The sequence below is a fragment of the Chitinophaga niabensis genome (assembly GCF_900129465.1).
Lineage (GTDB): Bacteria > Bacteroidota > Bacteroidia > Chitinophagales > Chitinophagaceae > Chitinophaga > Chitinophaga niabensis.
Genome location: NZ_FSRA01000002.1, coordinates 2,226,285 through 2,250,432 on the forward strand (window position 1 = coordinate 2,226,285; position 24,148 = coordinate 2,250,432).

22 protein-coding genes are annotated in these 24,148 nt (G+C 46.0%); 13 read left to right on the forward strand and 9 right to left on the reverse strand.

Going from position 1 to position 24,148, the window contains the following annotated elements; all coding sequences use genetic code 11:
* The first annotated feature begins 152 nt into the window (after positions 1 to 152).
* Positions 153 to 2,831 carry a CHAT domain-containing protein gene (locus BUR42_RS26285; protein WP_074242522.1) on the forward strand — a complete coding sequence of 893 codons (2,679 nt, stop codon included), beginning with the start codon at positions 153 to 155 and terminating at the stop codon, positions 2,829 to 2,831.
* On the opposite strand, the gene BUR42_RS26290 is transcribed toward BUR42_RS26285, so the two are convergent.
* Positions 2,808 to 3,293: a MarR family winged helix-turn-helix transcriptional regulator gene (locus BUR42_RS26290; RefSeq protein ID WP_074243235.1), complete on the reverse strand. Its 486-nt coding sequence runs from the start codon at positions 3,291 to 3,293 to the stop codon at positions 2,808 to 2,810. The genes BUR42_RS26285 and BUR42_RS26290 overlap by 24 nt on opposite strands.
* 158 nt (positions 3,294 to 3,451) lie before the next feature.
* Here BUR42_RS26290 and BUR42_RS26295 point away from each other — a divergent pair, with 158 nt between their 5' ends.
* Genes BUR42_RS26295 through BUR42_RS26305 form a run of 3 tightly spaced genes read left to right on the forward strand, consistent with a single transcriptional unit; the run spans position 3,452 to position 7,376 of the window.
* Positions 3,452 to 4,495, forward strand: coding sequence for an HlyD family secretion protein (locus BUR42_RS26295; protein ID WP_074242523.1), 1,044 nt, complete (start codon positions 3,452 to 3,454; stop codon positions 4,493 to 4,495).
* A gap of 4 nt (positions 4,496 to 4,499) precedes the next feature.
* Positions 4,500 to 6,080, forward strand: coding sequence for a DHA2 family efflux MFS transporter permease subunit (locus BUR42_RS26300; RefSeq protein ID WP_074242524.1), 1,581 nt, complete (start codon positions 4,500 to 4,502; stop codon positions 6,078 to 6,080).
* A gap of 18 nt (positions 6,081 to 6,098) precedes the next feature.
* Positions 6,099 to 7,376 carry a TolC family protein gene (locus tag BUR42_RS26305; protein WP_074242525.1) on the forward strand — a complete coding sequence of 426 codons (1,278 nt, stop codon included), beginning with the start codon at positions 6,099 to 6,101 and terminating at the stop codon, positions 7,374 to 7,376.
* An 89-nt stretch (positions 7,377 to 7,465) separates the two neighbouring features.
* On the opposite strand, the gene uxuA is transcribed toward BUR42_RS26305, so the two are convergent.
* The 3 genes from uxuA to BUR42_RS26320 form a co-directional block, all read right to left on the reverse strand.
* Positions 7,466 to 8,635, reverse strand: a complete 1,170-nt coding sequence (gene uxuA / locus BUR42_RS26310; protein WP_074242526.1) for a mannonate dehydratase — start codon at positions 8,633 to 8,635, stop codon at positions 7,466 to 7,468.
* A gap of 103 nt (positions 8,636 to 8,738) precedes the next feature.
* A complete protein-coding gene (locus BUR42_RS26315; RefSeq protein ID WP_074242527.1) occupies positions 8,739 to 10,013 on the reverse strand; it encodes a glycerate kinase type-2 family protein in 1,275 nt (424 codons plus the stop codon).
* Entirely contained in the window at positions 10,013 to 10,420 is a 408-nt protein-coding gene (locus BUR42_RS26320; RefSeq protein WP_074242528.1) for a hypothetical protein, read from the reverse strand. The genes BUR42_RS26315 and BUR42_RS26320 overlap by 1 nt, the downstream gene beginning before the upstream one ends.
* A 174-nt stretch (positions 10,421 to 10,594) precedes the next feature.
* Between BUR42_RS26320 and BUR42_RS26325 the strand changes: the two genes are divergently transcribed.
* Positions 10,595 to 13,672, forward strand: a complete 3,078-nt coding sequence (locus tag BUR42_RS26325) for an amidohydrolase family protein (RefSeq protein ID WP_234979810.1) — start codon at positions 10,595 to 10,597, stop codon at positions 13,670 to 13,672.
* A gap of 25 nt (positions 13,673 to 13,697) precedes the next feature.
* Positions 13,698 to 14,999, forward strand: a complete 1,302-nt coding sequence (locus BUR42_RS26330) for an amidohydrolase family protein (RefSeq protein WP_074243237.1) — start codon at positions 13,698 to 13,700, stop codon at positions 14,997 to 14,999.
* Positions 15,000 to 15,046: 47 nt separating this feature from the next.
* Here BUR42_RS26330 and BUR42_RS26335 read toward each other — a convergent pair whose 3' ends face one another.
* From BUR42_RS26335 to BUR42_RS26345, 3 genes are read right to left on the reverse strand one after another with little or no spacing between them, the layout of a single operon-like run.
* Entirely contained in the window at positions 15,047 to 15,547 is a 501-nt protein-coding gene (locus tag BUR42_RS26335) for a hypothetical protein (RefSeq protein WP_074242529.1), read from the reverse strand.
* 24 nt (positions 15,548 to 15,571) lie between these two features.
* A complete protein-coding gene (locus tag BUR42_RS26340; protein ID WP_084185836.1) occupies positions 15,572 to 16,600 on the reverse strand; it encodes a serine hydrolase domain-containing protein in 1,029 nt (342 codons plus the stop codon).
* A 30-nt stretch (positions 16,601 to 16,630) separates the two neighbouring features.
* Complete coding sequence (locus BUR42_RS26345) at positions 16,631 to 17,242, reverse strand: DUF4142 domain-containing protein (RefSeq protein WP_074242531.1); 612 nt, start codon at positions 17,240 to 17,242, stop codon at positions 16,631 to 16,633.
* A gap of 70 nt (positions 17,243 to 17,312) precedes the next feature.
* Between BUR42_RS26345 and BUR42_RS26350 the strand changes: the two genes are divergently transcribed.
* From BUR42_RS26350 to BUR42_RS26375, 6 genes are read left to right on the forward strand one after another with little or no spacing between them, the layout of a single operon-like run.
* The gene (locus BUR42_RS26350) at positions 17,313 to 17,921 is read left to right on the forward strand and encodes a Crp/Fnr family transcriptional regulator (protein ID WP_074243239.1); all 609 of its coding nucleotides are present in this window, start codon (positions 17,313 to 17,315) and stop codon (positions 17,919 to 17,921) included.
* A gap of 49 nt (positions 17,922 to 17,970) precedes the next feature.
* Positions 17,971 to 18,669, forward strand: a complete 699-nt coding sequence (locus BUR42_RS26355) for an alpha/beta fold hydrolase (RefSeq protein WP_074242532.1) — start codon at positions 17,971 to 17,973, stop codon at positions 18,667 to 18,669.
* A 57-nt stretch (positions 18,670 to 18,726) separates the two neighbouring features.
* The gene (locus BUR42_RS26360) at positions 18,727 to 19,050 is read left to right on the forward strand and encodes an ArsR/SmtB family transcription factor (protein WP_074242533.1); all 324 of its coding nucleotides are present in this window, start codon (positions 18,727 to 18,729) and stop codon (positions 19,048 to 19,050) included.
* A gap of 6 nt (positions 19,051 to 19,056) precedes the next feature.
* Positions 19,057 to 19,527, forward strand: a complete 471-nt coding sequence (locus BUR42_RS26365) for an SRPBCC domain-containing protein (RefSeq protein ID WP_074242534.1) — start codon at positions 19,057 to 19,059, stop codon at positions 19,525 to 19,527.
* Positions 19,528 to 19,533: 6 nt separating this feature from the next.
* Complete coding sequence (locus BUR42_RS26370; RefSeq protein WP_074242535.1) at positions 19,534 to 19,902, forward strand: DoxX family protein; 369 nt, start codon at positions 19,534 to 19,536, stop codon at positions 19,900 to 19,902.
* Positions 19,903 to 19,920: 18 nt separating this feature from the next.
* Positions 19,921 to 20,499 (forward strand): YdeI/OmpD-associated family protein, encoded by a 579-nt coding sequence (locus tag BUR42_RS26375; RefSeq protein WP_074242536.1) that lies wholly within the window; start codon positions 19,921 to 19,923, stop codon positions 20,497 to 20,499.
* Positions 20,500 to 20,508: 9 nt separating this feature from the next.
* Here BUR42_RS26375 and BUR42_RS26380 read toward each other — a convergent pair whose 3' ends face one another.
* Complete coding sequence (locus tag BUR42_RS26380; protein WP_074242537.1) at positions 20,509 to 21,678, reverse strand: cytochrome-c peroxidase; 1,170 nt, start codon at positions 21,676 to 21,678, stop codon at positions 20,509 to 20,511.
* Between the two features lie 404 nt (positions 21,679 to 22,082).
* Complete coding sequence (gene tyrS / locus BUR42_RS26385; RefSeq protein ID WP_074242538.1) at positions 22,083 to 23,366, reverse strand: tyrosine--tRNA ligase; 1,284 nt, start codon at positions 23,364 to 23,366, stop codon at positions 22,083 to 22,085.
* 81 nt (positions 23,367 to 23,447) lie between these two features.
* Here tyrS and BUR42_RS26390 point away from each other — a divergent pair, with 81 nt between their 5' ends.
* Positions 23,448 to 24,146: a TapB family protein gene (locus BUR42_RS26390; protein ID WP_074242539.1), complete on the forward strand. Its 699-nt coding sequence runs from the start codon at positions 23,448 to 23,450 to the stop codon at positions 24,144 to 24,146.
* The last annotated feature ends 2 nt before the right edge of the window (positions 24,147 to 24,148 follow it).

A 24,148-nucleotide genomic window follows, 5' to 3' on the forward strand; every position in this document is an offset into this window, starting at 1 on the left:
TTTTAGTATTGCCGGATATACCTGCTGGCTACTGTACTTTTACGGCATCTGGAGATTTTTAGTATTGCCTGATATACCTGCCGGCTACTATGCTTTTACGGCATCTGGAGATTTTAATTATCTTTAAGAAGGAGGCCTCTCCTTCTTAAAACATGATCCGGATCTGTTTTCTTCTTTCTTTCTTATGCTGTATATCGGCAACCGCCGATTTTAGTTTCGTGGACTTTCCTGAAACACTGAAGAAAAAAACAGCACAATTCAAACAGAACGATAACCTGGAAGAGTGGATCTACTACATGCTGGACTATGTATACGAACAACCCCTTACACGCATAGCCGTACTAAACGAAATTGATAACTGGGCATGGCGCAAACCAAAGAATGAAGACGAGCGTGCCGCCTGGCTGGATATGCTCACCGCCCAGGGATATTATCTCATGTATGAAGGCAACATCCTTCCTTCCATTGAAACCTACGAAGAAGCCTATCGCTTTTATAACACGGCACCTTTCCCCGGAACAGATATCCTCGAATACATATTGAAACCCCTCGGTAATAACTACACCCGCCTCGGAGATTATGAAAGAGCTGCATTCATTCATACCAAAGCATTAGAAATAGCCCGTAAGGAAGGAAATGTAAGACAGATAGCAGGTGTATACAACAACCTGGCCGTGGTATTCCAGATGCAGGACATGTTTACCGATGCCATCCGTTCAGGACTGGCTGGTTTGCAATATGCTCCCGCCAATAGCAGTATTGCAGGTTTACTGCATTCTTCCTTAGCCGATGTGTATTTGAAAGCTGGCAAAATTGACAGTGCTGCCATGAGTGCAGCACAGGCCGTAAAGATCCTGCGGCAGCCGGGTATCCTGAAAGAAGAGAATGCACCTTACTGGTTATCCTCAGCCTTGCAGATGTCCGGCGATGTTGCGTTTAGCCAGCATCGTTACAAAGAAGCACAGGGGTTTTTTAAAGAAGGATGGAAGGTAATGGAATCCCATTACGCCGGTGCGCGTAAAAGAGAAAAAGCAAGGCTCCTGGAAAAATCCGGACGTATAGCTTTGCATCTGAAAGAAAAGACAGACGATTTTGATAAGGCCATTCACTTGCTCATACCCGAAAAATTAGCAGGGGGTACCTGGCCACATGAGAACCAGTTGTACGGAGAATTTATGCTGGCAGATGCATTGGAAGGAAAAGCAGATGCGTTGGTGCAATCGGGAAAATTAAAGGATGCATTAACCGGCTATATGCTGATCTTTTCTATAGAAAGATCATTAAGAAGAGAATTCTTCAGCCGTGCCACCAGGTTACTGCATCAGAAGCAAAGCCATACATTGGCTGAAAAGGCCATGAACACGGCCTTTCAGCTATGGGAACAAAGCGGCGATCAGCAATATGCCTTTACCATGCTGGACATCATGGAGAAAAGTAAAGCACAGGTATTGCTGGAAGAACAGCAGTTCAATATGCAGAACAGCCAATTGCAGGTAAAAGATAGTTTGCTGGACCGTCAAAGAAAATTGCAACAGGCCATTGCGTATTACGATCGTGAAAAAGCACTTACCGGTAAAGCCGGAGGCGATAGAACAGAACTGGCCTATGCACTTTCTCAAATACAATTACAGATCAAAAGAAAATATCCGGACTTTTTTGAACCCGTAAATCCCTCTCCGCTTTTTGTTCCTTCTCTCCCGGGTAAAGATCTGCCGCCGGGTTTGATCGTAAAGAACTTTTTTGCAGGAACAGATCATCTCTATATTATAGACCTGCAAAAACAAGGCATCCTCTCCATAAAAAGATTACCGGATGCTGCAAAGAAACTGGATTCCATTCATCAGTTCGTCACCCGTTTCTTTCACAACGGGCCACAAGCCATGCAGAACGATCCGCTAGCGTATTATAAGCAGGGATACCAGATCTGGCGCTGGTTGTGGAACGATACTATTGCAGGTAACAAGTACCTGTTAGTGCCCGATGGTGGATTAGGATATCTGCCATTTGATGCCTTGCCAACAGACAGCGTCTATAACCGTGACCTGGGCAAATGGCCTTTCCTGTTAAAGAAAGCTGCTACCGGCCTGGCCTATTCCATGCAAACCTGGTTGCAGCAACAGCAGCAAAGTGGCGGAAAAACAAATGGCATGACGGGCTTCTTTATTTCAAAAGCTACTGAAGGAATAGAATTGCCCGCGGTACAGCAGGAATTTGAAGCAGTGAGCCATGCCGCAAAAGGAAATTATTATCAGAATGAAAAAGCCACACTCGCTGCTTTCAGGGAACAATTAGGAAAGAATGGTATCCTGCATCTCAGTACCCACGCATCTTTGGAAGGCGCACAGCAATTACCTGCCATCCAGTTGGCAGACGGGCCTTTCTTCCTGTTTGAATTATACGCCCGCAAATTCCAGCCCGGCCTCATCATGTTAAGTGCCTGCAGAACAGGGCAGGGCATGCTGGCAGAAGGAGAGGGCATCATTTCACTGGCACGCGAATTTTCTGCATCTGGCGCAACAGGCATCGTTGCCGGCTTATGGAATGTACACGATGCAACAGTAGCCCGGCTAACCGGCAATTTCTATCAACAACTGCCTGCTGCGGAAAGCCCTATGATGGCCCTGCATGATGCAAAGAAAGCATGGCTGGAAGATAAGGATACCAAACAACAACTAAAGCTGCCCTATTACTGGGCAGCACTTACCTATATTGGTCATCATCATGCAGTGATCCTGGAAAGACCGGAAGAAGAACGGAATTATCTAAAGTGGATCGGGGCTGGCGGGGCCTTGATTATTTTGATCTTATTACTTCGTTACAGCAGGAGGTAATATCCCCTCCACCAATCTGAATAAAATATCCCTTAATATTTCTGTATCCTTTTCCCCTATAATACTCGTATAGCCACGCTGAATTTCCTGCACACAGGCAGAAGAATCGATCACCAGCTGTTTGCCCTTATCACTTAAATAAATAACAGTAGCCCGGTTGTCGGTTTCATGTTTACGGGTGAATATGAAACCATTCGATTCCAGGTTCTTCACCACTTTACTCATAGCCTGTTTGGTGATCCTGGCCTTTTTAGCCAATTCATTGTTAATGGTACCCTCCGGCGATATATTCGCCAGTAATACCATGTCTCCTATCTTAAAGTCCTTATAACCACGCTGTTGTAACTGCTCAATGAGTTGGAAATCAAAGTCTTTCTTAACAATGCTTAATAGCTTGATCAATAAACGCGGCCGCATGGCCACCACCTCCATAAATTTCTGCTCCAAAGACGGTGTCGTCATAGTTATATTATTATATACGTTGTAGGCTTTGTCCCTAAAATACTCCCTTTTGTCATGCAAAGATAATCTTTTTATAAATAGACAAATTAGTTGTCTATTATGTCAACTTAGTTTACCTTTGTTCCCATAAAATAAAATCGTACAAAACACACACTACAATGGAAACAACAAATGCCAATCCCCGGAAAGGGAAGTTAGCAGTGCGCCTTATTTTCATCGGCATCCTTATCCTCGCAGGTATTTTCGGCATCCGCCAATGGATGTACGCCAGTCACCATGAAACAACAGACAATGCACAGGTGGAAGGACATTCCGCTCCTGTGATCGCCCGGGTTTCCGGTTATGTAAAGAGCCTGCATGTACAGGATTACGGGAACGTAAAACAACAGGATACTTTATTATCTATTGACGATGAGGAATACCGCATCGCATTACAACAGGCCGAAGCTGATTACCAGCAGGCGCAGGCAGATCTGTTATCTGCCAGGGCAAGTTTAGGAAATGCCAATGCCGGAATCAGTGTAGCTTCCGCAAATGCACAGGTAGCCCTCGTACGGAAAGATAAAGCCAACGCAGATCTCCGCAGAGATCAAAGTCTTTTTGACGATCAGGCCATCACCAACCGCCAGCTGGACGATACCAAATCTGCCAGCCTCACCAACGAAAAACAATACCTCGCCGCACAGGACAATATCACATTGGCCCGTTCCAGTGTTTCTGTTGCAGCAGCGAAAGTAACACAGGCAGAAGCTTTGGTGGCCAGTAAAAAGGCACAGATCGATCAGATGAAACTCAAGCTGGGCTACACCAATATTACCGCTAATATCACGGGTAAGATCGGAAGAAAGAATGTAGAACCCGGTCAGTTTGTACAAGCTGGTCAAAGCCTTTTCACCATTGTGGATGAGAATGGCTTTTACATCGTAGCGAACTTCAAAGAAACACAATTACCACATATCACGGTTGGGCAGGAAGCAGATATTGAGATAGACGGGTTCAGCGATCTTCATCTGAAAGGTCATGTAGCAGCTATTTCAAGAGCCACCGGCGCTAAGTTTTCTTTACTGCCTCCGGATAATGCTACCGGTAACTTCGTAAAGATCGTGCAAAGGGTTCCTGTTAAGATCTCTATTGATAACGCAGACCAATACCTCGACAAGCTTCGCGCAGGCCTGAGCGTAGAAGTAGCTTTAAAATACTAATAGTATGGCACCCAAACCGCAAGGCTTTGCCAAATGGATCATAGTGGCAACAGTTATTTCTGCCACTATGCTGGAGCTGATCGATACCACGATCGTAAACGTTGCACTATCGCAGATCAGCGGTAACCTTGGAGCAACTATTGAAGATGCTTCCTGGGTGATCACTGCTTACGCGATCGCAAACGTGATCGTTATCCCCATGACGGGTTTTCTTGCTTCCTATTTCGGAAGAAAGAATTACTATCTCGCCTCCATAATTATTTTTACGTTCGCCTCTTATATGTGCGGCGTTTCCGGTTCTCTCTGGGAATTAGTTGCATGGCGGTTTATACAAGGTATAGGTGGTGGTGCATTGTTATCCACTTCCCAATCTATCCTGTTCGATGCGTTTGAAATATCCGAAAGGCCCACCGCCTCCGCCATCTTTGGTATGGGTGTGATCATCGGGCCAACGATAGGGCCAACACTGGGTGGTGTGATCGTAGATAACTTCCACTGGTCACTCATCTTCGACATTAACGTACCTGTAGGTATTATCGCAGCATTCCTGGTGTTTACATTTATTGATAAACAGGAACACGAGTATAATATTAACCGGAAAGCCATCAAGATAGATTATCTCGGGATTGCTTTACTCATCACCTGGGTAGGCAGCCTGCAATATATATTGGAGAAAGGGCAGTCGGAAGACTGGTTTGCAGCCAAACACATTGTAATACTCACTGTGATAGCAGCCATCTCTTTCATAGGATTTATATGGTGGGAGCTAACAACAGATGCGCCGGCGGTGAACCTCAAAGTGCTGAAGAACCGAACGCTGGCCATTACCACCCTGCTCACATTTATCATGGGGTTAGGGATGTATTGCTCCATGTTCGTATATCCTGTGTGGATGCAAAGGGTAATGAGCTATACGCCTACACTTACAGGGGAATCATTGCTTCCCGGAGCTATTGTGGCAGCTATTATGATGCCTATAGCAGGTAAGGCTATGCAAAAGGGACTACCGTCCAAATACCTCATTTCATCAGGCTTCATCATTTTCGCCATTTTCTGTTTCTGGATGTCTACCGCCAGTCCTGAAGCCGGAGTTGCCTTCTTCTTTGTACCGCTTTTATTACGCGGGCTGGGAGCAGCTACATTAACGGTTCCGCTTACTTCGCAGGCAGTATCTGGCTTAACGCCCATGGAAATGCCGCAGGGTATCGCCATCAATAATATGTTAAGGCAATTGGGTGGGGCTTTTGGTATTGCATTCATGAACACTTATGTGGCCAAGCAATACGCAGAGCACCGTACACAGTTACTGAATTACATCACGCCTGATAGCCCTGAAGCAGTAGCCCGTTTGCAGCAAACCACCAACGCACTCGCATCCAAAGGGATGGATGCCGCACAGGCACACCATGTGGGTTTGAGTATGCTGGATGGAATTGTATCAAAGCAGGCTTATATCCTTTCTTACCTGGATACATTCCGGATTGTAGGGATCTTCTTTATATGCGTGTTACCATTGATGTTCTTTGTAAAGAAACGTAATCTGAGCGCAGCAGCCATCAAAGAAGCGGCGGAACATGCGCACTAAACAAACTAGTCAAACAAAATGAAAAAGATATTCATCACCATACTCGCTTTTACTGCACTCAGCGCATCTGCACAAACAGTGCCTGACGATCTGAAAGTAATGGTACAGCAAACATTTGATCATCATGCAAAGATCAAATCGATGGAAACCCAGCAGCGTATCGCCGCAGGGCAGATAGAACTTTCAAAGGCCAACCGCCTTCCAACAGTGAATGGTGCAGCCAGTTACAGTCATGTGTACCCCGTGCCGAAAGTACAGCTCCCCGGAAGTGATTTCACTTTCCAGCCTGTTCCTTCCGAAAACGTGAATGCAGGGATCGAAGCCCGCCAGTTATTGCTGGACTTCGGTAAAAGCGGCAGCCAGATCAAACAAAGCCAGGCAGAAGCAAACCTGCTGGGTTCACAGACCACAGAAGCGAAAGATCAACTGGCTTACGAAGTAGCCAATGTTTACCTGAACATTGCTTATCTCTATAACAATATTAATGTGCAGGATGCCAACATTAAACTGCTGGAAGAAACCGAGCACATGGTAGAGAATAAATTAAAACACGGTGATGCGATCGATCTTGATCTGATCAATACCCGTGTGAAACTGGAATCTTACCGGAATAAGAAGGTAGACTATGTCAATTCCCTGCAAAAGCAAATGGCCACGCTGGAATATTTAACCGGCGAGCATCCGAAAGACTCTATTCATGCAGGTTTTGAATGGCCCGTATCCGGCTCGCTCACTGACCAGGAGTTAAGCAACAACCCTGCGATCAAAACTGCCTTGGAAAGAGAAAAGGTGGCTGCTACCGGTGTTGAAATAGCTAAAGCACAATACAAACCTTCTTTATTCCTGGATGCAGGTACCGGTTTTAAAAATGGTTACCTGCCTGATATCGGCGTTGCGAAGTTCAATTACAATGCTGGTGTGAGCCTGAGTGTGCCCATCTTCCATGGTAAGAAATTACGCACACAGGAAAAGATGGCAGCGCAGCAGGTGGAAGTAGCGAAGTGGAATACACAGGATGTGAAGAGTAGTTTACAGAAAGAAATAGTACAACAGCAGTCAGATATCGCTGCCAGCAAGGAGCGTTTGCTCACTGCAGAATCTTTGCTGCAACAGGCGCAACGTGCATTGCAGTTAGCGCAGAGCCGTTATAAAAATGGTGTGATCACGTACCTGGACCTGCAGAATGCGCAGACGAGTATGTTGGAGGCGCAGTTGTCTAAGATACAATATCAATACCAGCTGTCATTGTCCAGCCTGGCGTTGTTACAACTGAACGGCAATGAATTCTGGAAATAGGGTTCATTGTTTTTGTAGTGTGTGTTAAAAAAAAGAAGCCCGGTACATCTGTACCGGGCTTACTTTTTATTTTTGGTAAAAACACTTCCTTACTTCATTCCCCCGGCAATCCCCAATTCCAATCCCCTCAACTCCGCCAATCCTCTCAAACGCCCAATCGCACTATACCCAGGGTTCGTTTTCTTATGCAGGTCATCCAACATCTGATGCCCATGGTCCGGCCGCATAGGAATAGAAACATTCCGTTTCTGCATCACTGCCAGGATATTCTTCACCACACTGTACATATCTACATCCCCTTCCAGGTGATTCGCTTCATAGAAATTCCCCTGTGCATCCCTTTTAGTAGCGCGCAGGTGAATGAAATGAATATGATCTCCCAGGCGTTCAACCATGCCAGCCAGGTCATTATCTTCCCGCACCCCGTAAGAGCCGGTACAGAAACACAGCCCGTTAGCAGGAGATGCAGCCGTAGCCAGTAATTCACGGGCATCCTGCTCTGTGCTTACCACTCTTGGCAATCCAAGGATAGGGAACGGAGGATCATCAGGATGTATAGCCAGCTTAATTCCCACTTCCTCCGCAACGGGTACAATCTGTTGCAGGAAATAAAAGAGATGCAGTTTCAGCTTGATGGCATCAATATCTTTATATTTATCCAATGCCTGCTGGAATTGCTCCAATGTAAAACTTTCTTCAGAACCCGGTAAACCCGCAATGATATTCCGTTGCAGCAGGTTCTTCTCATCATCCGTCATACTGTCGAACTGCTCTTTGGCACGGGAGATCTCTTCTTCAGGATAATCATTTTCCGCACCCGGCCTTTGCAGCATGAACAGGTCGAATGCCATGAACTGCGCTTTATCGAACCGGAGGGCTTTGGAGCCATCTTCCACCGTATAGGCTAAGTCAGTCCGCGTCCAGTCCAGTACCGGCATGAAATTATAGGTAACAATATTAACACCGCAGGCTGCCAGGTTACGCAGGCTCTGCTGATAGTTCTTGATATATTCCTTAAACCGGCCGGTTTGTGTTTTAATATCTTCATGAACGGGAACGCTTTCTACAACAGACCAGGTAAGACCCGCTGCTTCGATCTCGTGTTTTCTCTGTAGGATCTCTTCTTTCGTCCATACAACGCCGTTAGGTACATGGTGCAGTGCAGTAACGATACCTGTGGCGCCCGCTTGCCGGATATCTGACAAGCTAACAGGGTCTTTCGGACCGAACCACCGCCAGGTCTGTTCCATTCTCAACATACTCAAAGCTTTTTTTTAGTTACCCAAAAATAGAATCAAATGTGGGATATGCAAATAATCCGCAAGAAATATCCAATCGATTTCAAAAAAGTATTACTTCCTGTTAATAGCTATTAACAGGCTTTTGGAGGAGGATGATCATGATATCCATTACATTCGTATGCGTATGGCCGGTTCTGATAAGGCTTCCCGCGGATTCAAAGAAATGCCAGGCATCATTATTCGCTAAGTAGGAAAGGGGATCTTCAGGGGCATGCTGCATAATATCCGCACTCACAATAGCTCCGGCAGCATCAGTAGGGCCATCTATCCCATCTGTGCCGGCAGACAGGAAAGTGATATGGGGTGCATCTTTTAGCTGAATGCCTACTGCCAGCGCCAGTTCCTGGTTACGGCCTCCACGGCCGGAACCCTTTACCTGTACTGTAGTTTCGCCCCCTGCCAGTATGCAGGCCGGAAAGGGACCTTTATAGTCGATAGCTAATTGAGCAAGACGGGCACCCTCCCGGGAAGCCAGGCCGGTAACCAGTTCTGGCAATGTCTGCGTATGGAATCCCATCTCAGCAGCCTTTTCACTGGCAGCATTCAAGGCCGTATAATTACTGGCCGCAATGGTAAAAACAGAATTAGGTAATACTTTAGGCGTTTCCGGTAGTAATCCTTCCATCCCCTGTTTCACATAATCGCGTAAGCTGGAAACGATCTGGTATTTTTCCAGTACGGCCCAGGCATCCGCAAAAGTAGAAGGGTCTGGAATGGTAGGCCCGGAGCCAATTACAGCCGGATCATCGCCTGGTACATCTGAAAGGATGATGGTGTAAACCTTTGCAGGGCTTAGCTTTTGGGCCAGCTGCCCTCCCTTGATGGCACTCAGGTGTTTACGCACCGCATTCATTTCCTGGATATTGGCCCCGCTTTTTAGCAAGCTGTTGAACAGTTGCTGCACCTCCTCCATGGATGCACCATGCGGTACATCTGCCAATAGGGAAGAGGCCCCACCGGAAAGAAGGAAGATCACAACATCATCAGGATGGATCCCCCCGGCCACTTCCAGCATGGTGGTAGTGGCAATCAGGCTGTTGAGGTCCGGCACCGGATGCCCTGCAATAATGGAAGTGATCTTCTTTAAATGGAAAGGAGTAGGCTGATGGGTGACCACAAAACCCTGTGTGATCCGGTCTCCCAGGATCTCTTCTGCTTCTTTGGCCATAGAGGCCGCTGCTTTTCCTGCACCAAGAACATAAATGCGGCCACTGGCTGGCAGGGTTTCTCCCAGAACGGTATCCTCTGTTAAACAGGCACGCATAAACCGGCGCGGTTGCACAGCTGCAACGGCACTTTCAAAAATGGAGATGGCTTGCTGGATCTGCTGGTCCATCAGCGATTTGCTTTGCGGGCTTGTCTTTTATCCTGTTTTCGGTCCATTTTTGCCTCCAGCTGCTCTTTCTTCTTCAGTTCCCAATCATTCCATTTCTTATACTGGGCAGGCGTGAGCACTGTTTTGAAACGATTGCTCCTTTCAGCGTCCAGCGTTTGCCGGAGTTTCATGAGGTCACGCGCTTTGAGGCTGGTATCTTTTTTAGCCGCTTCCCGGCGGCGGGAGATATCTTCATTAATATCGTGGATCTTTTTATTCTGTTCTTTTGTGAGATCCAGTTCGCGATAGAGTTTATCGCTCATTTTGTCTGCCTTGTCAGTCGCATCCCATTTGGTTTTTTGTTGTGCCCGGGCACTAAACACCGTGAGAAGCAGGAGCATGATGATCGGCCAATTCTTCTTTTTCATATTGACTAGGTTAAGCTGGTTGCCGCAAGTATTATACCGTTCGTAAAATTTATACTAAAATAGTACGGCAAGCGATCAATGATTTGTTAAATTTAACACTTGTAGCTGTAATGCCGGCATTTTCTGTCTAAACCTGTCATCAGCCATCATCTAACGCTCTAAATTGAAACTTACATGAAATCAAATCCGTTCCCTGCCGGTGCCTTACCGGTAAAAAGGAAGACCCAACGGGGCCTCTTCCGGATGTCGTCCCTGTGCGGCGCTATCGGGTTATTACTGGCGGGCTTTAATGCCAGTGCCCAGGAAACCTGGCCCGTAAATGGCGTATCTGAACCTAAAGATGCCTGCTATGCATTTACCCACGCCACCATTGTTAAAGATGCACAAACCACACTCAGTAACGCCGTACTCGTGATCCGCGATGGAAAGATCATAGGAGCAGGCCCAAACGTAGCCATTCCTAAAGATGCCGTAGTCATTGATTGTAAAGGGAAATACATCTACCCTTCCTTTGTGGACATCTATAGCGATTATGGAATGCCCGCCCAGCAAAGAGGCGGCCGTACTTTTGGAGCAGCCCCCCAGATGTTCACTGCTACCAAAGGTGCAGTGGGCTGGAACCAGGCTATTAAAAGTGAAGTGAATGCCATCCAGTTATTCTCCGCAGATGAACCTAAAGCCAAAAATCTCCGCGAAGCTGGTTTTGGTACAGTGCTTACCCATCAGGCAGATGGCATTGCCCGTGGTACCGGCGCATTGGTAACCCTGTCTGCTGAAAAAGAAAGCCAGACTGTTATCCGCGAAAAAGCATCCGCACATTATTCTTTCGATAAAGGTTCCTCCACACAGGATTATCCCGGTTCCTTAATGGGAATGATTGCCCTGCTCCGCCAGCAATACCTGGATGCGCAATGGTATAAAACACAACCCGCTAAAGAAGGGCTGAACCTCAGTCTCCAATCCTGGAATGATAATCAATCCCTCCTACAGATCTTTGAAGCCAACGATAAATGGAATGCCCTGCGTGCAGACAAGATCGGCGATGAATTCGGAGTGCAGTATGTGATCAAAGCAGGAGGTAATGAATATCAGCGCATTCCTGAAATAGTAGCCACAAAAGCTACTTACATCGTGCCACTGAATTTCCCGCAGGCTATGGACGTGGAAGATCCTAACGATGCCCGTTTTGTAGCCCTCGCAGATATGAAGCATTGGGAACTGGCGCCCACAGAACCGGCCGCTTTCGAAAAAGCGAATATCCCTTTCTGCTTAACCGCAGCAGACCTGAAGGATGTAAAATCGTTCATCGCCAATGTGCGCAAAGCCATTGAATATGGCCTTACAGAACAAAAAGCCCTCGAAGCTTTAACCAAAACACCCGCCACCATTTTAAAGGCCTACGATAAAGTAGGAAGTCTTGATGCCGGTAAGCTGGCTAACTTCATCATCACTTCAGGCCCTGTATTCCAGGAGAACACCGTGTTATACCAAAACTGGGTGCAAGGGCATAAATATATAGTGAAAGAAGAAGGATGGAATGATATCAGGGGTACTTACTCCTTACAGTTCGGTGGCGTTACTTATCCCATCGAAATTAAAGGTACACAGGCTGCACCCGCTTTATCCTACCAGGGTAAAGATACCATCGCCGGTAAAATTGATATTGATGGTCAGCTCATAAAACTGAACATCCCGCTTACGAAAGACAGCAAACAACAATTACGCCTCAGTGGTGTGATCGGCACAGACAATAAATGGAGCGGTTCCGGTGTAGATGATAAAGGTAAATACAGTAACTGGACTGCCACCTTCTCCAAAGCCTTTGTTGCAAAAGCAGATACTGCTAAAAAGAAAGAAGCGCCGCAGTATGGTAAAATATATTTTCCTTTCTCCGGTTACGGATATGAAACATTGCCCAAAGCAGAAGATCTGCTGATCCGTAATGCCACCGTATGGACGAATGAAAAAGAAGGAAAGCTCGAAGGAACAGACGTACTCGTCCGCAACGGCAAGATCGCACAGATCGGAAAAGGGCTCGCTGCCGGCAATGCCAAAGTAATAGATGGCACCGGTAAACATCTTACACCCGGTATTTTGGATGAACACTCTCACATCGCCATTTCCCGTGGTGTGAATGAAGGTTCCCAATCTGTTACAGCAGAAGTGCGCATTGCAGATGTGATCAATCCGGATGATGTAAATATCTACCGCCAGTTAAGTGGTGGGGTTACTTCTTCTCACCTGCTGCATGGTTCTGCCAACACCATCGGTGGTCAAAGCCAGCTGATCAAATTGCGCTGGGGTGCAGACGCAGAAGAACTGAAGTTCCAGAACTGGGGCGGTTTCATCAAGTTTGCCCTGGGTGAAAACGTGAAGCAATCCAATTGGGGCGACAGGCAACGGGTACGTTTCCCGCAAACCCGTATGGGAGTTGAACAGGTACTGGTGGATGCATTCACCCGTGCAAAAGATTATGAGAAAGCAGGTGCCGGCAAACGCCGTGACCTGGAACTGGATGCACTTGTAGAGATCCTCAACAGCAAACGTTTCATCACCTGTCACTCTTATGTACAGAGCGAGATCAACATGTTACTGAAAGTAGCAGACCGCTTCAACTTCAAAATAAACACCTTCACCCACATCCTCGAAGGATACAAAGTGGCAGATAAAATGAAAGCACAGGGCGCAGGCGCTTCTACTTTTGCAGACTGGTGGGCATACAAAATGGAAGTGGTAGATGCCATCCCGCAGAATGCCACCATCATGCAACGCGTAGGACTCACGGTAGCCATCAACTCGGACGATGCCGAAATGGCCCGCCGCCTGAACCAGGAAGCTGCGAAAAGTGTAAAATATGGTTCTATGGCTGAAGAAGATGCATTGAAGATGGTTACCTTAAATCCTGCACAGTTATTGCATGTGGCAGACCGCATCGGTAGTGTGAAAGCAGGCAAGGATGCAGACCTGGTACTTTGGAGCGATCATCCCCTCAGTATCTACGCAAAAGCAGATAAGACCATCGTAGACGGTATCGTGTATTTCGATCGCGATAAAGACCTCGAACTGCGTGCCCGCATAGCAGCAGAACGTACCCGCCTGATCGGTAAGATGCTGGGTGAGAAAAAGAAAGGTGCTCCTATGGCAAGGCCTACACCAAGCCGTGAAGAGATCTGGCATTGCGAAGACCTTCAGGCAGGCCACCAACATCATATCATGCGTGATGTGAACCATGAAGCAGAAGACGCTAAATAATGTAACCAGTAAATTCGCATTCAACATGAAAAAATTATTCTTATATATACTTGGATTTACCGCCAGTTACACTTCCCTGCATGCGCAGGAAACCGTGTACCCTGCTCCCGCGCAGAAAGGCCTGGTATTCCTGAAGAACGCCACCATCCATGTAGGGAATGGCCAGGTGATCAATAATGGTACTATTGGTTTTAACAATGGAAAGATCACTGCCATCGGCGCAGATGTAGCCATACCTGCAGACGATGTAAAAGTATTCGATGTGAATGGCCAGCACATCTATCCCGGCCTCATTGCCCCGGAAAGTAATCTCGGCCTCACAGAAGTAGAAAGCGTACGCGCTACAAACGACTTCTCAGAAGTAGGAGAGATCAATCCTTCTGTTCGCTCTATTGTTTCTTATAACACAGATTCCAAGATCATCGCCACCCTTCGCACAAATGGCATACTTCTGGCACAGGTAGTACCACAAGGCGGTCTGCTCAGTGGAAGCTCTTCCGTTGTACAACTGGATGCCTGGAACTGGGAAGATGCCGCTTACAAAACAGATAACGGCATTCACTTCTACATGCCCCGCCTGATGCCGCGTGGTAATCCATTCGGCGCAGCTGCTGCCGGCCCCGGTAGCGATGCCATCAAAGCTGCAATGGCAGAGATCGCCAGCGTGAAAGCTTTCTTCCAGGAAGCAAAAGCTTACGCTCTTGCTCAAAAACACGATGCGGTGAACCTGAAATATGAAGCGGTAAAAGGCTTATTTGATCGCACGCAGAAACTCTTCATCCACTGCGATCTGGTGAAGGAGTTAGTGGTAGCAACAGACATCGCCAAAGAATTTAATTTCGATGTAGTGATCGTTGGTGGTACGGATGCATGGCTGATCACCGATGTGCTCAAACAAAACAACATCCCTGTGATCCTCACCCAGCCGCACAGCCTCCCTGTTATGCAGGACGATGATGTGGACCAGCCTTACAAAACTGCCGCTCAATTGCAGAAAGCAGGTATCCTGTTCTGCATCAGCAACGAAGGTTTCTGGCAGCAACGTAACTTGCCATTCAATGCAGGTACAGCAGGCGCTTATGGTTTGAGCAAAGAGGAAGCACTTAGTGCTATCACCCTCAACGCTGCGAAAATATTAGGCATCGGAGAGAAAACGGGTTCATTGGAAGTAGGGAAGGATGCGAATATTGTGGTGAGTACGGGGGATATATTAGATATGAAATCCAGTGTGATAACAAAGGCTTATATCCAGGGAAGGGAAGTGAGTTTGGAGGATAAACATAAGCAGTTGTACGAGCGGTACAAGTACAAGTACGGTTTGAAATAGAACGTATGAAAAAGAGGGCATTCCGGATGGGATGCCCTCTTTTTTACTCAGCTTCTTATTTTTACACACGCATCATATATGTCCAGTGTGATCTGTGCTATACGCGTATCAGTCAAATGAGAGCAACCCGTTAACGAATAGGTGCTGTCCGGCGGGTTCGGTTCGGCGCTTACCCTGATCCGTTCCTTTTCATGGCTTCCATATTCTTTTGTTGTATCTGTTGAAAGATGTAGAGAAATATAGTCAGCTTCAAAAGAATGCCGGGTTTTTGCTTTACTGAGATCGAAAGAGTGCCAAACGAGGTTGTCTTTATCATAAGGTACCAATAGTTGATACCGGTTAAGTGCCTCTTCAATGTTTGTTTGCAGGTCCTGGAATTTGCAGGGCCATGTGTCCACAATGACATTTTCCTGTTCTATATGCAGGCCGATGTCGGCTCTCCCAAAAGGTACAAACAATATCTGCTGATGCTTTTCACTGATGTATATGTTGCAGGCCCTGTAAGGATATTTACCTGCCTGAGATCGTTTCTTTTTGTTCCAGAACATAATAAGTAAAGCTAAAAATAATTCCTAAAATAACATCCCCTCCACCTTGCTCCCTAGTTCATACAGATCCATACCTCCTGAATTCGTGAGAATAATAACGGTATATCCCTGCCTGGGATAATAATTATTCATAGCATGCCACCCCGAACTATCCCCGGAATGCCCAATGCTTTTATCATTAATGATCCAGATATAACCAAAATGTGAACCTTCCCAGGCAGAAGTATGTTTGGCCATCATTTTTGAGAGGTACTTCCCCTGTACCACTTTACCGGAGAATACAGCTTTGTCAAATTTATAAAGGTCTTCCACGCTACTCCATGCTCCGCCAGCCGATAAAGGGATAGACCCGTTATCATAGTTATAAGGAATAGCTTCACCAGTCTTACGATAACCGATAGCATATTTCCGCTGACTGCTATCCAGTGCCCAATACGGTGTAAAACTGGTATTGGTTAAACCCAGCGGGTCAATAAATACTTTCCTGATATAATCCTGAAAATCTATCCCCGTGATCTTTTCAATGATCGCCCCTAATACAATACAATCACCTGTTGAATAGATGCAGCTATCCCCGGGTGGATACACTAATGGTAATGATCTCATAAAGGGCAGCATGTCTGTGCAATTCTTCACTTTATCATAACTGAAATCTTTGGCGTTAAAGAAGTCATCCAAACCCGCAGAATGCGTGAGCATTTGATGAATGGTTATTTTATCCCCGGAAGGAAACCCTTTGAGGTATTGCCCTAATGTATCCGTAAATTTCAGCTTTCCTTGCTGGGCCAGGTAAGTGATAGCTGTTCCGGTAAATACTTTTGATGCGGATGACATGCTAAACCGGGTAGCAGGAGTATTCTTTATTTTGTTTGCGATATCAGCATAACCATAACCTTTGGATAATAGTATCCCGGAACTATCTGCAATGAGAACAGCGCCGGAAAAGGACATACTATTCAACAAGCTGTCAATCGATGCAATACGCTTCGATTGACCGCACAAAGGGATCATTCCAATGGAAAAAGCTATAAGTGATAGGGTGATCTTCTTCATTCTAAGGTTCAATACCTGAATTTACTGATTTTACTCGTAAGGTGGTGCTCCCACTGGTATGCTCCCTGGTCCCATCCGCTTCAATATCTTCTCTGCTGAATCCAGGTGTTTATACAACATGGGCAATTGGTCCGCTGCAAAAGCTTTCACTTCGCTATCGGTAGCATCCTTTGCTGCCTTCTGAAATTCCCGGATATCTTTCCTGTGATCATTCACCATCAGGTTCATATAAGCCCTGTCAAAATCACCATTAAGCTCTTTCAGCAATTTATCTCTTTGTTTCTGCTGTTCTGTGGATATAGAGTCCGGCAGGATAACGTTCTTGGCTATAGCGAGTCTTTTCAATTTCTCCCCGCCTTCTTCATGATCCTTGATCATCATACTCCCGAAGGCCTTCACCTGCTCACTGGTAGATTTATTCTCCGCCATATGCCCCAGTTGAATTTCCATATTTCCTCCGCTCGCAGCCTCCACGAGAAAATCAGCATCTGATTTACTAAGGGAAACGGGCCCCTGGTCCAAACGCTGCAGGCTATCTATCCTTTCCCTGTTTTCTTCTTTAGCCTTTTTCTCGCTGTCAGGAGTGCGGTTATTACAACTGATCAGCAGTAGTATTAACAGCAATGAAAGTGACTTTTTCATAATAACCTCCTTTTCTGTAAAAGACTTCAAAACACATGCCTTAAAACAAATAATTCCTAACTTCACCCGCATGAAATACGAACTCCCGGCCTGGTATGACCAACTCATGAAAAAGTACCCTATCGTTACCCAGGAGGAATGGCAGGTACTGGATTCCATTGCCACCGTAAAGCGCATCAAAAAAGGAGACGCATTCCTGCGTAGCGGTAAAGTGGCACGTAATGCAGCTTTCGTTATTTCCGGTATATTCAAGTTTTCGATCCCTGACGAAGCAGGAAATGAGAAAATTATCAAGTTCGCCCTGGCAGACGATTTCCTGGCCAATTGCGAAAGTTATAATAAGAAGGCTCCTTCTAATGTCAGTATAATAGCTATAGAGGATGCAGTCATACTAAAGATCAATCAACTGAAGCTGAAACCTTTGTATGATCAGCATATTAACCTGCTGCATGTAAGCCTTCAGTTATACCAGGAGTTATTAGAACAGCAGTCGGAACACCAGCATATCCTGGCATTAAAAACACCCCTGAGGCGGTACCGTTTTTTGATGGAACGCCGCCCTGCCATTATACAAAGGATCTCCCTCACCAATATCGCCAAATACCTGTATATCAGCCGCGAAGCATTAAGCAGGGCGAGGTTATTCTTACCCGGCCAGCGGGGTAATTTTTGTGACTAGGATCACAGTTGTTGCATAAGCCGCATAATAGCTTTGTATCAAAAAAGATATGAAGCAAAGCATGATCTTACTGCATGGATTATTCGGCGGACTCAGCAATTGGGAAGGCGTAGTAGCACATTTCGGAGCAACGTATGATATCCATATTCCCCCATTGCCTATTTATGATGAACATAAAGGAGATAACCTGGAATACCTGGTGCAATTCCTTCAAAAATACATTCAATCACACCAGCTGGAAAACCTCATATTGGTTGGAAATTCCCTCGGCGGCCACGTTGCCATTCTATATGCCCATCAATATCCCGAAAACGTAGCCCGCCTGGTTCTTACCGGCAGCTCAGGACTTTATGAAAACACCAGCATGGGCGGTTACCCCAAACGCGGAAATTACGACTACATCCGGGAACGCGTTGCCTACACTTTTTACGATCCCGCAGTAGCAACAGATGCACTGGTAGCTGAAGTGTTCCAAACCACCAACGATACCCGAAAATGCTTCCGGATCGTTAAAATGGCCAAATCCGCCAACCGTAACTATGTGGGGCCATTGCTGCCTGATATCCACATAAAAACACTGCTGATCTGGGGAGAAGATGATAAGATCTCCCCACCTGATGTGGCGGAGGAATTTCTGGAAAAAATTCCTGATTCACAGTTAGTTATGATCGAAAAATGTGGCCATGCCCCCATGATGGAACGCCCTGTTGAATTCAACCGTATCCTGGAAAATTTCCTGAAGATCTAAAAATAAATTTGCGCAGTTGAATGACTGCACATATATTTGCAGTCAAACGGCTGCATAATGGGAATAAGAAGAGACGTATTTCAAGCAATAGCGGACCCTACCCGTAGGGCCATCATTACGCTGGTAGCTATCCAGGCCATGACGCCTGGTGCAATAGCGGAGAATTTTAATTCTTCCAGGCAAACAATTTCGAAACACATACAGATCCTTACGGAATGTGAATTACTCACGCAGGAGCAGACAGGCAGAGAAATTTACTATCACATCAATGCGAAGAAAATGAAAGAAGTAGCAGATTTCATAGAGCCGTTCCGCAAACTCTGGGACGACCGTTTTAATAAACTGGAAGACGTTATGAAAAAGTTTAAACCAAAGAAATAGTAAATAATGGAACGTAAAACAAAAGTTGATGCCGAAAAAGGCAAACACTACCTGACTGTCACAAGGGAATTTGACCTGCCATTGGAGCTGCTGTTCAAAGCATATACAGAACCCGAACTTCTTGAACAATGGATGGGCACCAAAGTGCTGAAACTGGATAACAAAAAGCACGGCGGCTGGCATTTGCAAACCTCCTACGAAGGTAAGGTAGTGTTCGAAGCCAGTGGTGCTTACCATGAGTTTATTCCCGGGCAAAAGATCATCCGCACACACGAAATGCACAACGCAGATTTTGATGTAGTACTGGAATTCTCAGAATTCGAAAAACTCACGGACGACACCAGCAAACTCACCATGCAAATGGTATACAGATCCGTAGAACACAGGGATAAAAATTTGAAGTTGCCTTTTTCATATGGCATCAATATGGCCCATGACGAATTGGAAAAAGTTGTCAGCAAACTCAAACTTAAATAAAACGTTATGACAAAAAGAAACAAGATCATCTACTGGATTGCCACTATCTGGCTTGCATTGGGAATGGTATCAACCGGCATCGTACAGCTGCTCAGGCATGAAGCAGAAACAGCCATGATGGGAAGGTTGGGCTATCCTGTCTATTTCCTCACCATACTGGGTATCTGGAAGCTATTGGGAGTAATAGCCATCTTAGTCCCTAAATATCCTTTGGTAAAGGAATGGGCCTACGCCGGTTTTTTCTTCGCAATGTCTGGCGCAATTTTTTCGCATATTGCAGTGGGGAGTCCCGCAATAGATCTGTTTGGTCCATCATTGCTGATCGTACTTACCATCACGTCATGGTATTTCAGACCCGAAACCAGGAAAGTTTAACCTATAAAACAAATAAGCATGAATCCTAAAGTTGATTTTTATTTCAAGAAAGCCAAAAAGTGGCAGAAGGAACTGGAGCAATTGAGGTCGATCATGCTGGACTGTCACCTCACTGAAGAGTTGAAATGGGGCGTTCCCTGTTACACGTTCGAGAAAAGCAACATCGTTTTAATCCACGACTTCAAAGATTACTGTGCACTCCTGTTTCACAAAGGAGCTTTGATGAAAGACCCGCATGGTATCCTGATCCAGCAAACCGAGAATGTTCAATCCGCCCGCCAGGTGCGGTTCACCAGCCTTGCAGAAATAAAGAAGCTGGAACCCATCCTCAAAGAATACGTGTTTGAAGCCATTGAAATAAAAGAAGCCGGTTTGAAAGTGGCGTTTAAGAAGGTCTCCGAATACAAGGTGCCGGAAGAGTTTGAAAAGAAATTAGCAGAGATGCCTGCCCTGAAGAAAGCTTTTTATGCATTAACCCCGGGCCGGCAAAGAGGATATCTTCTTCATTTCTCTTCAGCTAAACAATCCAAGACCCGCGAATCAAGGATCGAAAAATATATGCGGCAGATCCTTGATGGAAAGGGCCTGGAAGATTAGATCAAAAACTTAAAATTGGATCAACCCGCCAACGGGTAATCCACTGGGCACAGCTGGAGGTATTTTCTTATCATAATTACCGTCGTTCAGGGTATTAAGGAACTCAACAATGGCATTGATGTCTTTGAACTCAACTTTCACTTCCTGCGCCAGCGGATCTAATTGTGCTCTTGCTACGTGTTTGTTTTGAAGCGGTTTCCCATGCAGGTCCTCGTAAAGGAATAGTACATCCTTGAGGGTAGGTATCTTTCCATTATGCATATAGGGCCTTGTAAACTGAAGGTTCCGGAGAGAGGGCGTCCGGAATGCATAGGTGCTTAGATAACCAGAGTCAGAAAAAGGCAGTTTCTCATTATCCACCACACCCAGTATATGAGGTTTGAAGTCAGACAGCATAGGTCCGCTATGGCACCTGGCACAGCCTGCTTTCAGAAATAAATTCATGCCTTCAATTTCCTGACCGGATAACGCAGTTCTGTCGCCACGCATGTATTGATCGAACCGGGAGTTATTCGCGATCAACGATCGTTGAAAAGCCCCCAGTGCTTTGGAAATATTGCCTAAGGATACAGTATCACTTTCCGGAAAAGCCGCCTCAAACAAGCGCCTGTATTCCGCAATAGCAGCTACTCTTTTCACCACTTCAACCGCAATATGTTCTTCAGCAAACTGATGCCCCCGCATTTCTTCCAAAGCCTTCACCGGAAATGCCGCCTGCTCCTCAAGCCCCTTCGCCCGAAGGTCCCAGAACATAGGTGCATCCTCTGGCGTATAATGCCCATCCGTCCCAATGCCATTAAAAGCGATATTGAGAAGGGATTGAGAATTCCGCTTGGTGAATGGAATATTATTCTTAAAATTGAATTTCCGGTGTTCCCCCAGCCCTTTTCCATTTACGCCAATAGACAGATCAAGACTTTCCGCATACCCAAAATCCGGATGATGGCAGGTGGCACAGGAAACATCCCTTCCCCCGGACAGTACAGGATCATAAAACAAGAGCCTGCCCAGCTCAATCTTCTCTACCGTAGAAGGATTTTCCGCCGGAGATCTGTAAGTAGCCGGCAATGCATCAATGCTACCCAGGCTTAATGGCTCTTTTTTTGCAGCAGCAGGTTTAGTCTCGCCCTGGCAAGCAAATAGCAGCACAACAAAGTATATCCCGAGTAGCGAACGCATGCAGAAAAGTAGTATTATTTATTTGCTTATCAAAGTGCGCTTTAATATCTCAGATAGGCTTCACATAGGCTCAACATAGGGTAATCCTTCTCTTATCCTATAATCAAAGTAGTGCCAAAGATAGTTTTGGGACCAGCTTTTGATCAACGATCAGCCCCCGTTGTGTCACTCCCTTCAGCGACAGTATATACCTGAACAAGAACAAACACCACTCAACTCCCAACCCAAAGCCCACCAGCGGAAATAAGCATAAAAAAAATTCGTCCGAAAACTGTTCCCTCTTGCCTCTTATAACCACCGGGCTGGTTTTTTCGGTCGAATTTTTTTTATGCTTATTGGGAGCGGCGGAATAAAAAAAAGGCCACCCACCAGGGCAGCCTCCAATTTTATTAAAGCAAAGCAGCTTACACCACCTTCACCAGCATATAATTTTTCTTTCCCTTCTGAAAGAGAATATTCTTCCCAACAATAAATGCATCATCATTGATCACCAGGTCAATCCCCGCGATCTTACTCCCATTCATACTCACTCCGCCGCCTTGAATGGTCTTTCGCGCCTCGCCCTTACTGGGAAACACCTTCGCATCCGCCAGAAAGCTCACCACATCCTTCCCCGCAGCAAACTCTGCAAAAGGTACTTCAAACGTAGGAACCCCCGCCATCACCTTCAGCAACTGATCTTCAGACAATGATTTCAACACATCCACAGATGCATTGCCAAACAATATCTGCGAAGTCTTCACCGCAAACTCATATTCCTCAACACCATGGATAAAAGAAGTTACATGCTGCGCCAACACCTTCTGTAAAGCCCGTTTCCCCGGATCAAGCCTATGCTCCGCAATGAGAGAATTAATAGCAGGCTCATCCAGGAAAGTAAAGGTTTTGATATAACTCTCCGCATCATCATCACTCGCATTCAGCCAGAACTGATAGAATTCATAAGGACTCGTTTTCTTTGGGTCCAGCCAGATATTCCCCTTTTCGGACTTCCCGAACTTGGTACCATCGGCTTTTTTAACGAGCGGGCAGGTAAAAGCATACGCCTCCCCACCACCGATCCGCCTGATCAGCTCAGTACCCGTAACAATATTCCCCCATTGATCAGAACCACCCATCTGCAGTTTACAGTTCTTAGCCGTATACAGATGATGGAAATCGTAACCCTGTATCATCTGGTAAGAGAACTCGGTAAAGGACATCCCACTATCACCTTCCAGCCTTTTCTTCACAGAATCCTTCGCCATCATATAGTTCACCGTGATATGTTTACCTACGTCCCGGATAAAGTTCAGGAAACTGATCCCCTTGAACCAGTCGTAGTTATTTACCATTTCAGCGGCATTCGGCTTGGAAGGATCAAAATCCAGGAACTTCTCCAATTGGGCTTTAATGCCTTTTTGGTTCAGCAGCAGGGTTTCTTCGTCCAGCATCTTTCTTTCCTCTGCCTTAAAGGAGGGATCACCCACCATACCGGTAGCGCCACCCACCAGCGCCAGGGGTTTATGCCCGGCTTTCTGAAGATGTACCAGCAACATGATCGGCACCAGGCTGCCCACGTGCAGAGAGTCTGCCGTAGGGTCAAAACCGATGTAACCCGTGGTCATTTCCTTTTGCAGTTGCTCCTCAGTTCCGGGCTTGATATCCTGCACCATGCCCCGCCAGCTTAATTCCTTGATAAGATTCATGAAAAGACGATAAAATTTGTGCAAACCTACAATTTTCTAAGGACATGCTTTATCTTGGAATTAATCGTATATTAGGAAAGTATGAAATGTCTCTGGATAACCACCACGTTGTTATTATTTGCAGCTGCGGCTGCCACCGCACAGGATTGTAAGAGCTTTTACTACATGACCAACAATGCCGTTGTGGAAATGAGTATCTACAACGACAAGGAGGAACTGATGGGTAAACAGCTTTACAAGATTGCGGAGGTTGAAAAAAAGGGAAGCGATCTGGTGTCTACCTTCACTACTTCCTTTTTAGACAAGAACGGGAAAGAGATCTCGAAGTCCGAGGGTATGTTCAAATGTAATGGTATCACTATCGGAGTGGACATGAAGATGAACATCCCCGGGGCTCCCGCTGGGAATATGAACGCTAAGATGAAGTCTTCAGACTCCTATCTTATGTATCCCACAACATTAACGGTCGGGAAGTTCCTGGCTGATGGTGCTTTCCATATGGAATCAGAAGTGAATGGGATGCCCATGGTCATGGACCTTAAAATAACACAGCGGAAAGTGGAAGCAAAGGAATCCATTACCACAACAGCCGGTACCTGGGATTGCTTTAAGATCAGCTACAACATTGAATCTAAAGTATCCGTGATGGGAGCGGGCGTACCTATGGACCTAAAGGCTACGGAATGGTTCGCACCTGGCTTTGGGATGGTCAAATCCATGAGTTATAATAAGAACGGGAAGCTGATGGGCAGTACGCAGATCACTAAACTGGAGAAGTAAGT

What these genes read in the sequence shown, in the direction of transcription:
- BUR42_RS26340 (WP_084185836.1), bottom strand. Translation starts at nt 16,600, where the DNA reads ATGAAGAAGATCACCCTATCACTTATAGCTTTTTCCATTGGAATGATC.
- BUR42_RS26365 (WP_074242534.1), top strand. Translation starts at nt 19,057, where the DNA reads ATGGAACGTAAAACAAAAGTTGATGCCGAAAAAGGCAAACACTACCTG.
- BUR42_RS26390 (WP_074242539.1), top strand. Translation starts at nt 23,448, where the DNA reads ATGAAATGTCTCTGGATAACCACCACGTTGTTATTATTTGCAGCTGCG.
- BUR42_RS26285 (WP_074242522.1), top strand. Translation starts at nt 153, where the DNA reads ATGATCCGGATCTGTTTTCTTCTTTCTTTCTTATGCTGTATATCGGCA.
- BUR42_RS26370 (WP_074242535.1), top strand. Translation starts at nt 19,534, where the DNA reads ATGACAAAAAGAAACAAGATCATCTACTGGATTGCCACTATCTGGCTT.
- BUR42_RS26345 (WP_074242531.1), bottom strand. Translation starts at nt 17,242, where the DNA reads ATGAAAAAGTCACTTTCATTGCTGTTAATACTACTGCTGATCAGTTGT.
- uxuA (WP_074242526.1), bottom strand. Translation starts at nt 8,635, where the DNA reads ATGTTGAGAATGGAACAGACCTGGCGGTGGTTCGGTCCGAAAGACCCT.
- tyrS (WP_074242538.1), bottom strand. Translation starts at nt 23,366, where the DNA reads ATGAATCTTATCAAGGAATTAAGCTGGCGGGGCATGGTGCAGGATATC.
- BUR42_RS26360 (WP_074242533.1), top strand. Translation starts at nt 18,727, where the DNA reads ATGGGAATAAGAAGAGACGTATTTCAAGCAATAGCGGACCCTACCCGT.
- BUR42_RS26380 (WP_074242537.1), bottom strand. Translation starts at nt 21,678, where the DNA reads ATGCGTTCGCTACTCGGGATATACTTTGTTGTGCTGCTATTTGCTTGC.
- BUR42_RS26300 (WP_074242524.1), top strand. Translation starts at nt 4,500, where the DNA reads ATGGCACCCAAACCGCAAGGCTTTGCCAAATGGATCATAGTGGCAACA.
- BUR42_RS26330 (WP_074243237.1), top strand. Translation starts at nt 13,698, where the DNA reads ATGAAAAAATTATTCTTATATATACTTGGATTTACCGCCAGTTACACT.
- BUR42_RS26295 (WP_074242523.1), top strand. Translation starts at nt 3,452, where the DNA reads ATGGAAACAACAAATGCCAATCCCCGGAAAGGGAAGTTAGCAGTGCGC.
- BUR42_RS26335 (WP_074242529.1), bottom strand. Translation starts at nt 15,547, where the DNA reads ATGTTCTGGAACAAAAAGAAACGATCTCAGGCAGGTAAATATCCTTAC.
- BUR42_RS26305 (WP_074242525.1), top strand. Translation starts at nt 6,099, where the DNA reads ATGAAAAAGATATTCATCACCATACTCGCTTTTACTGCACTCAGCGCA.
- BUR42_RS26375 (WP_074242536.1), top strand. Translation starts at nt 19,921, where the DNA reads ATGAATCCTAAAGTTGATTTTTATTTCAAGAAAGCCAAAAAGTGGCAG.
- BUR42_RS26355 (WP_074242532.1), top strand. Translation starts at nt 17,971, where the DNA reads ATGAAGCAAAGCATGATCTTACTGCATGGATTATTCGGCGGACTCAGC.
- BUR42_RS26350 (WP_074243239.1), top strand. Translation starts at nt 17,313, where the DNA reads ATGAAATACGAACTCCCGGCCTGGTATGACCAACTCATGAAAAAGTAC.
- BUR42_RS26320 (WP_074242528.1), bottom strand. Translation starts at nt 10,420, where the DNA reads ATGAAAAAGAAGAATTGGCCGATCATCATGCTCCTGCTTCTCACGGTG.
- BUR42_RS26290 (WP_074243235.1), bottom strand. Translation starts at nt 3,293, where the DNA reads ATGACGACACCGTCTTTGGAGCAGAAATTTATGGAGGTGGTGGCCATG.
- BUR42_RS26325 (WP_234979810.1), top strand. Translation starts at nt 10,595, where the DNA reads ATGAAATCAAATCCGTTCCCTGCCGGTGCCTTACCGGTAAAAAGGAAG.
- BUR42_RS26315 (WP_074242527.1), bottom strand. Translation starts at nt 10,013, where the DNA reads ATGGACCAGCAGATCCAGCAAGCCATCTCCATTTTTGAAAGTGCCGTT.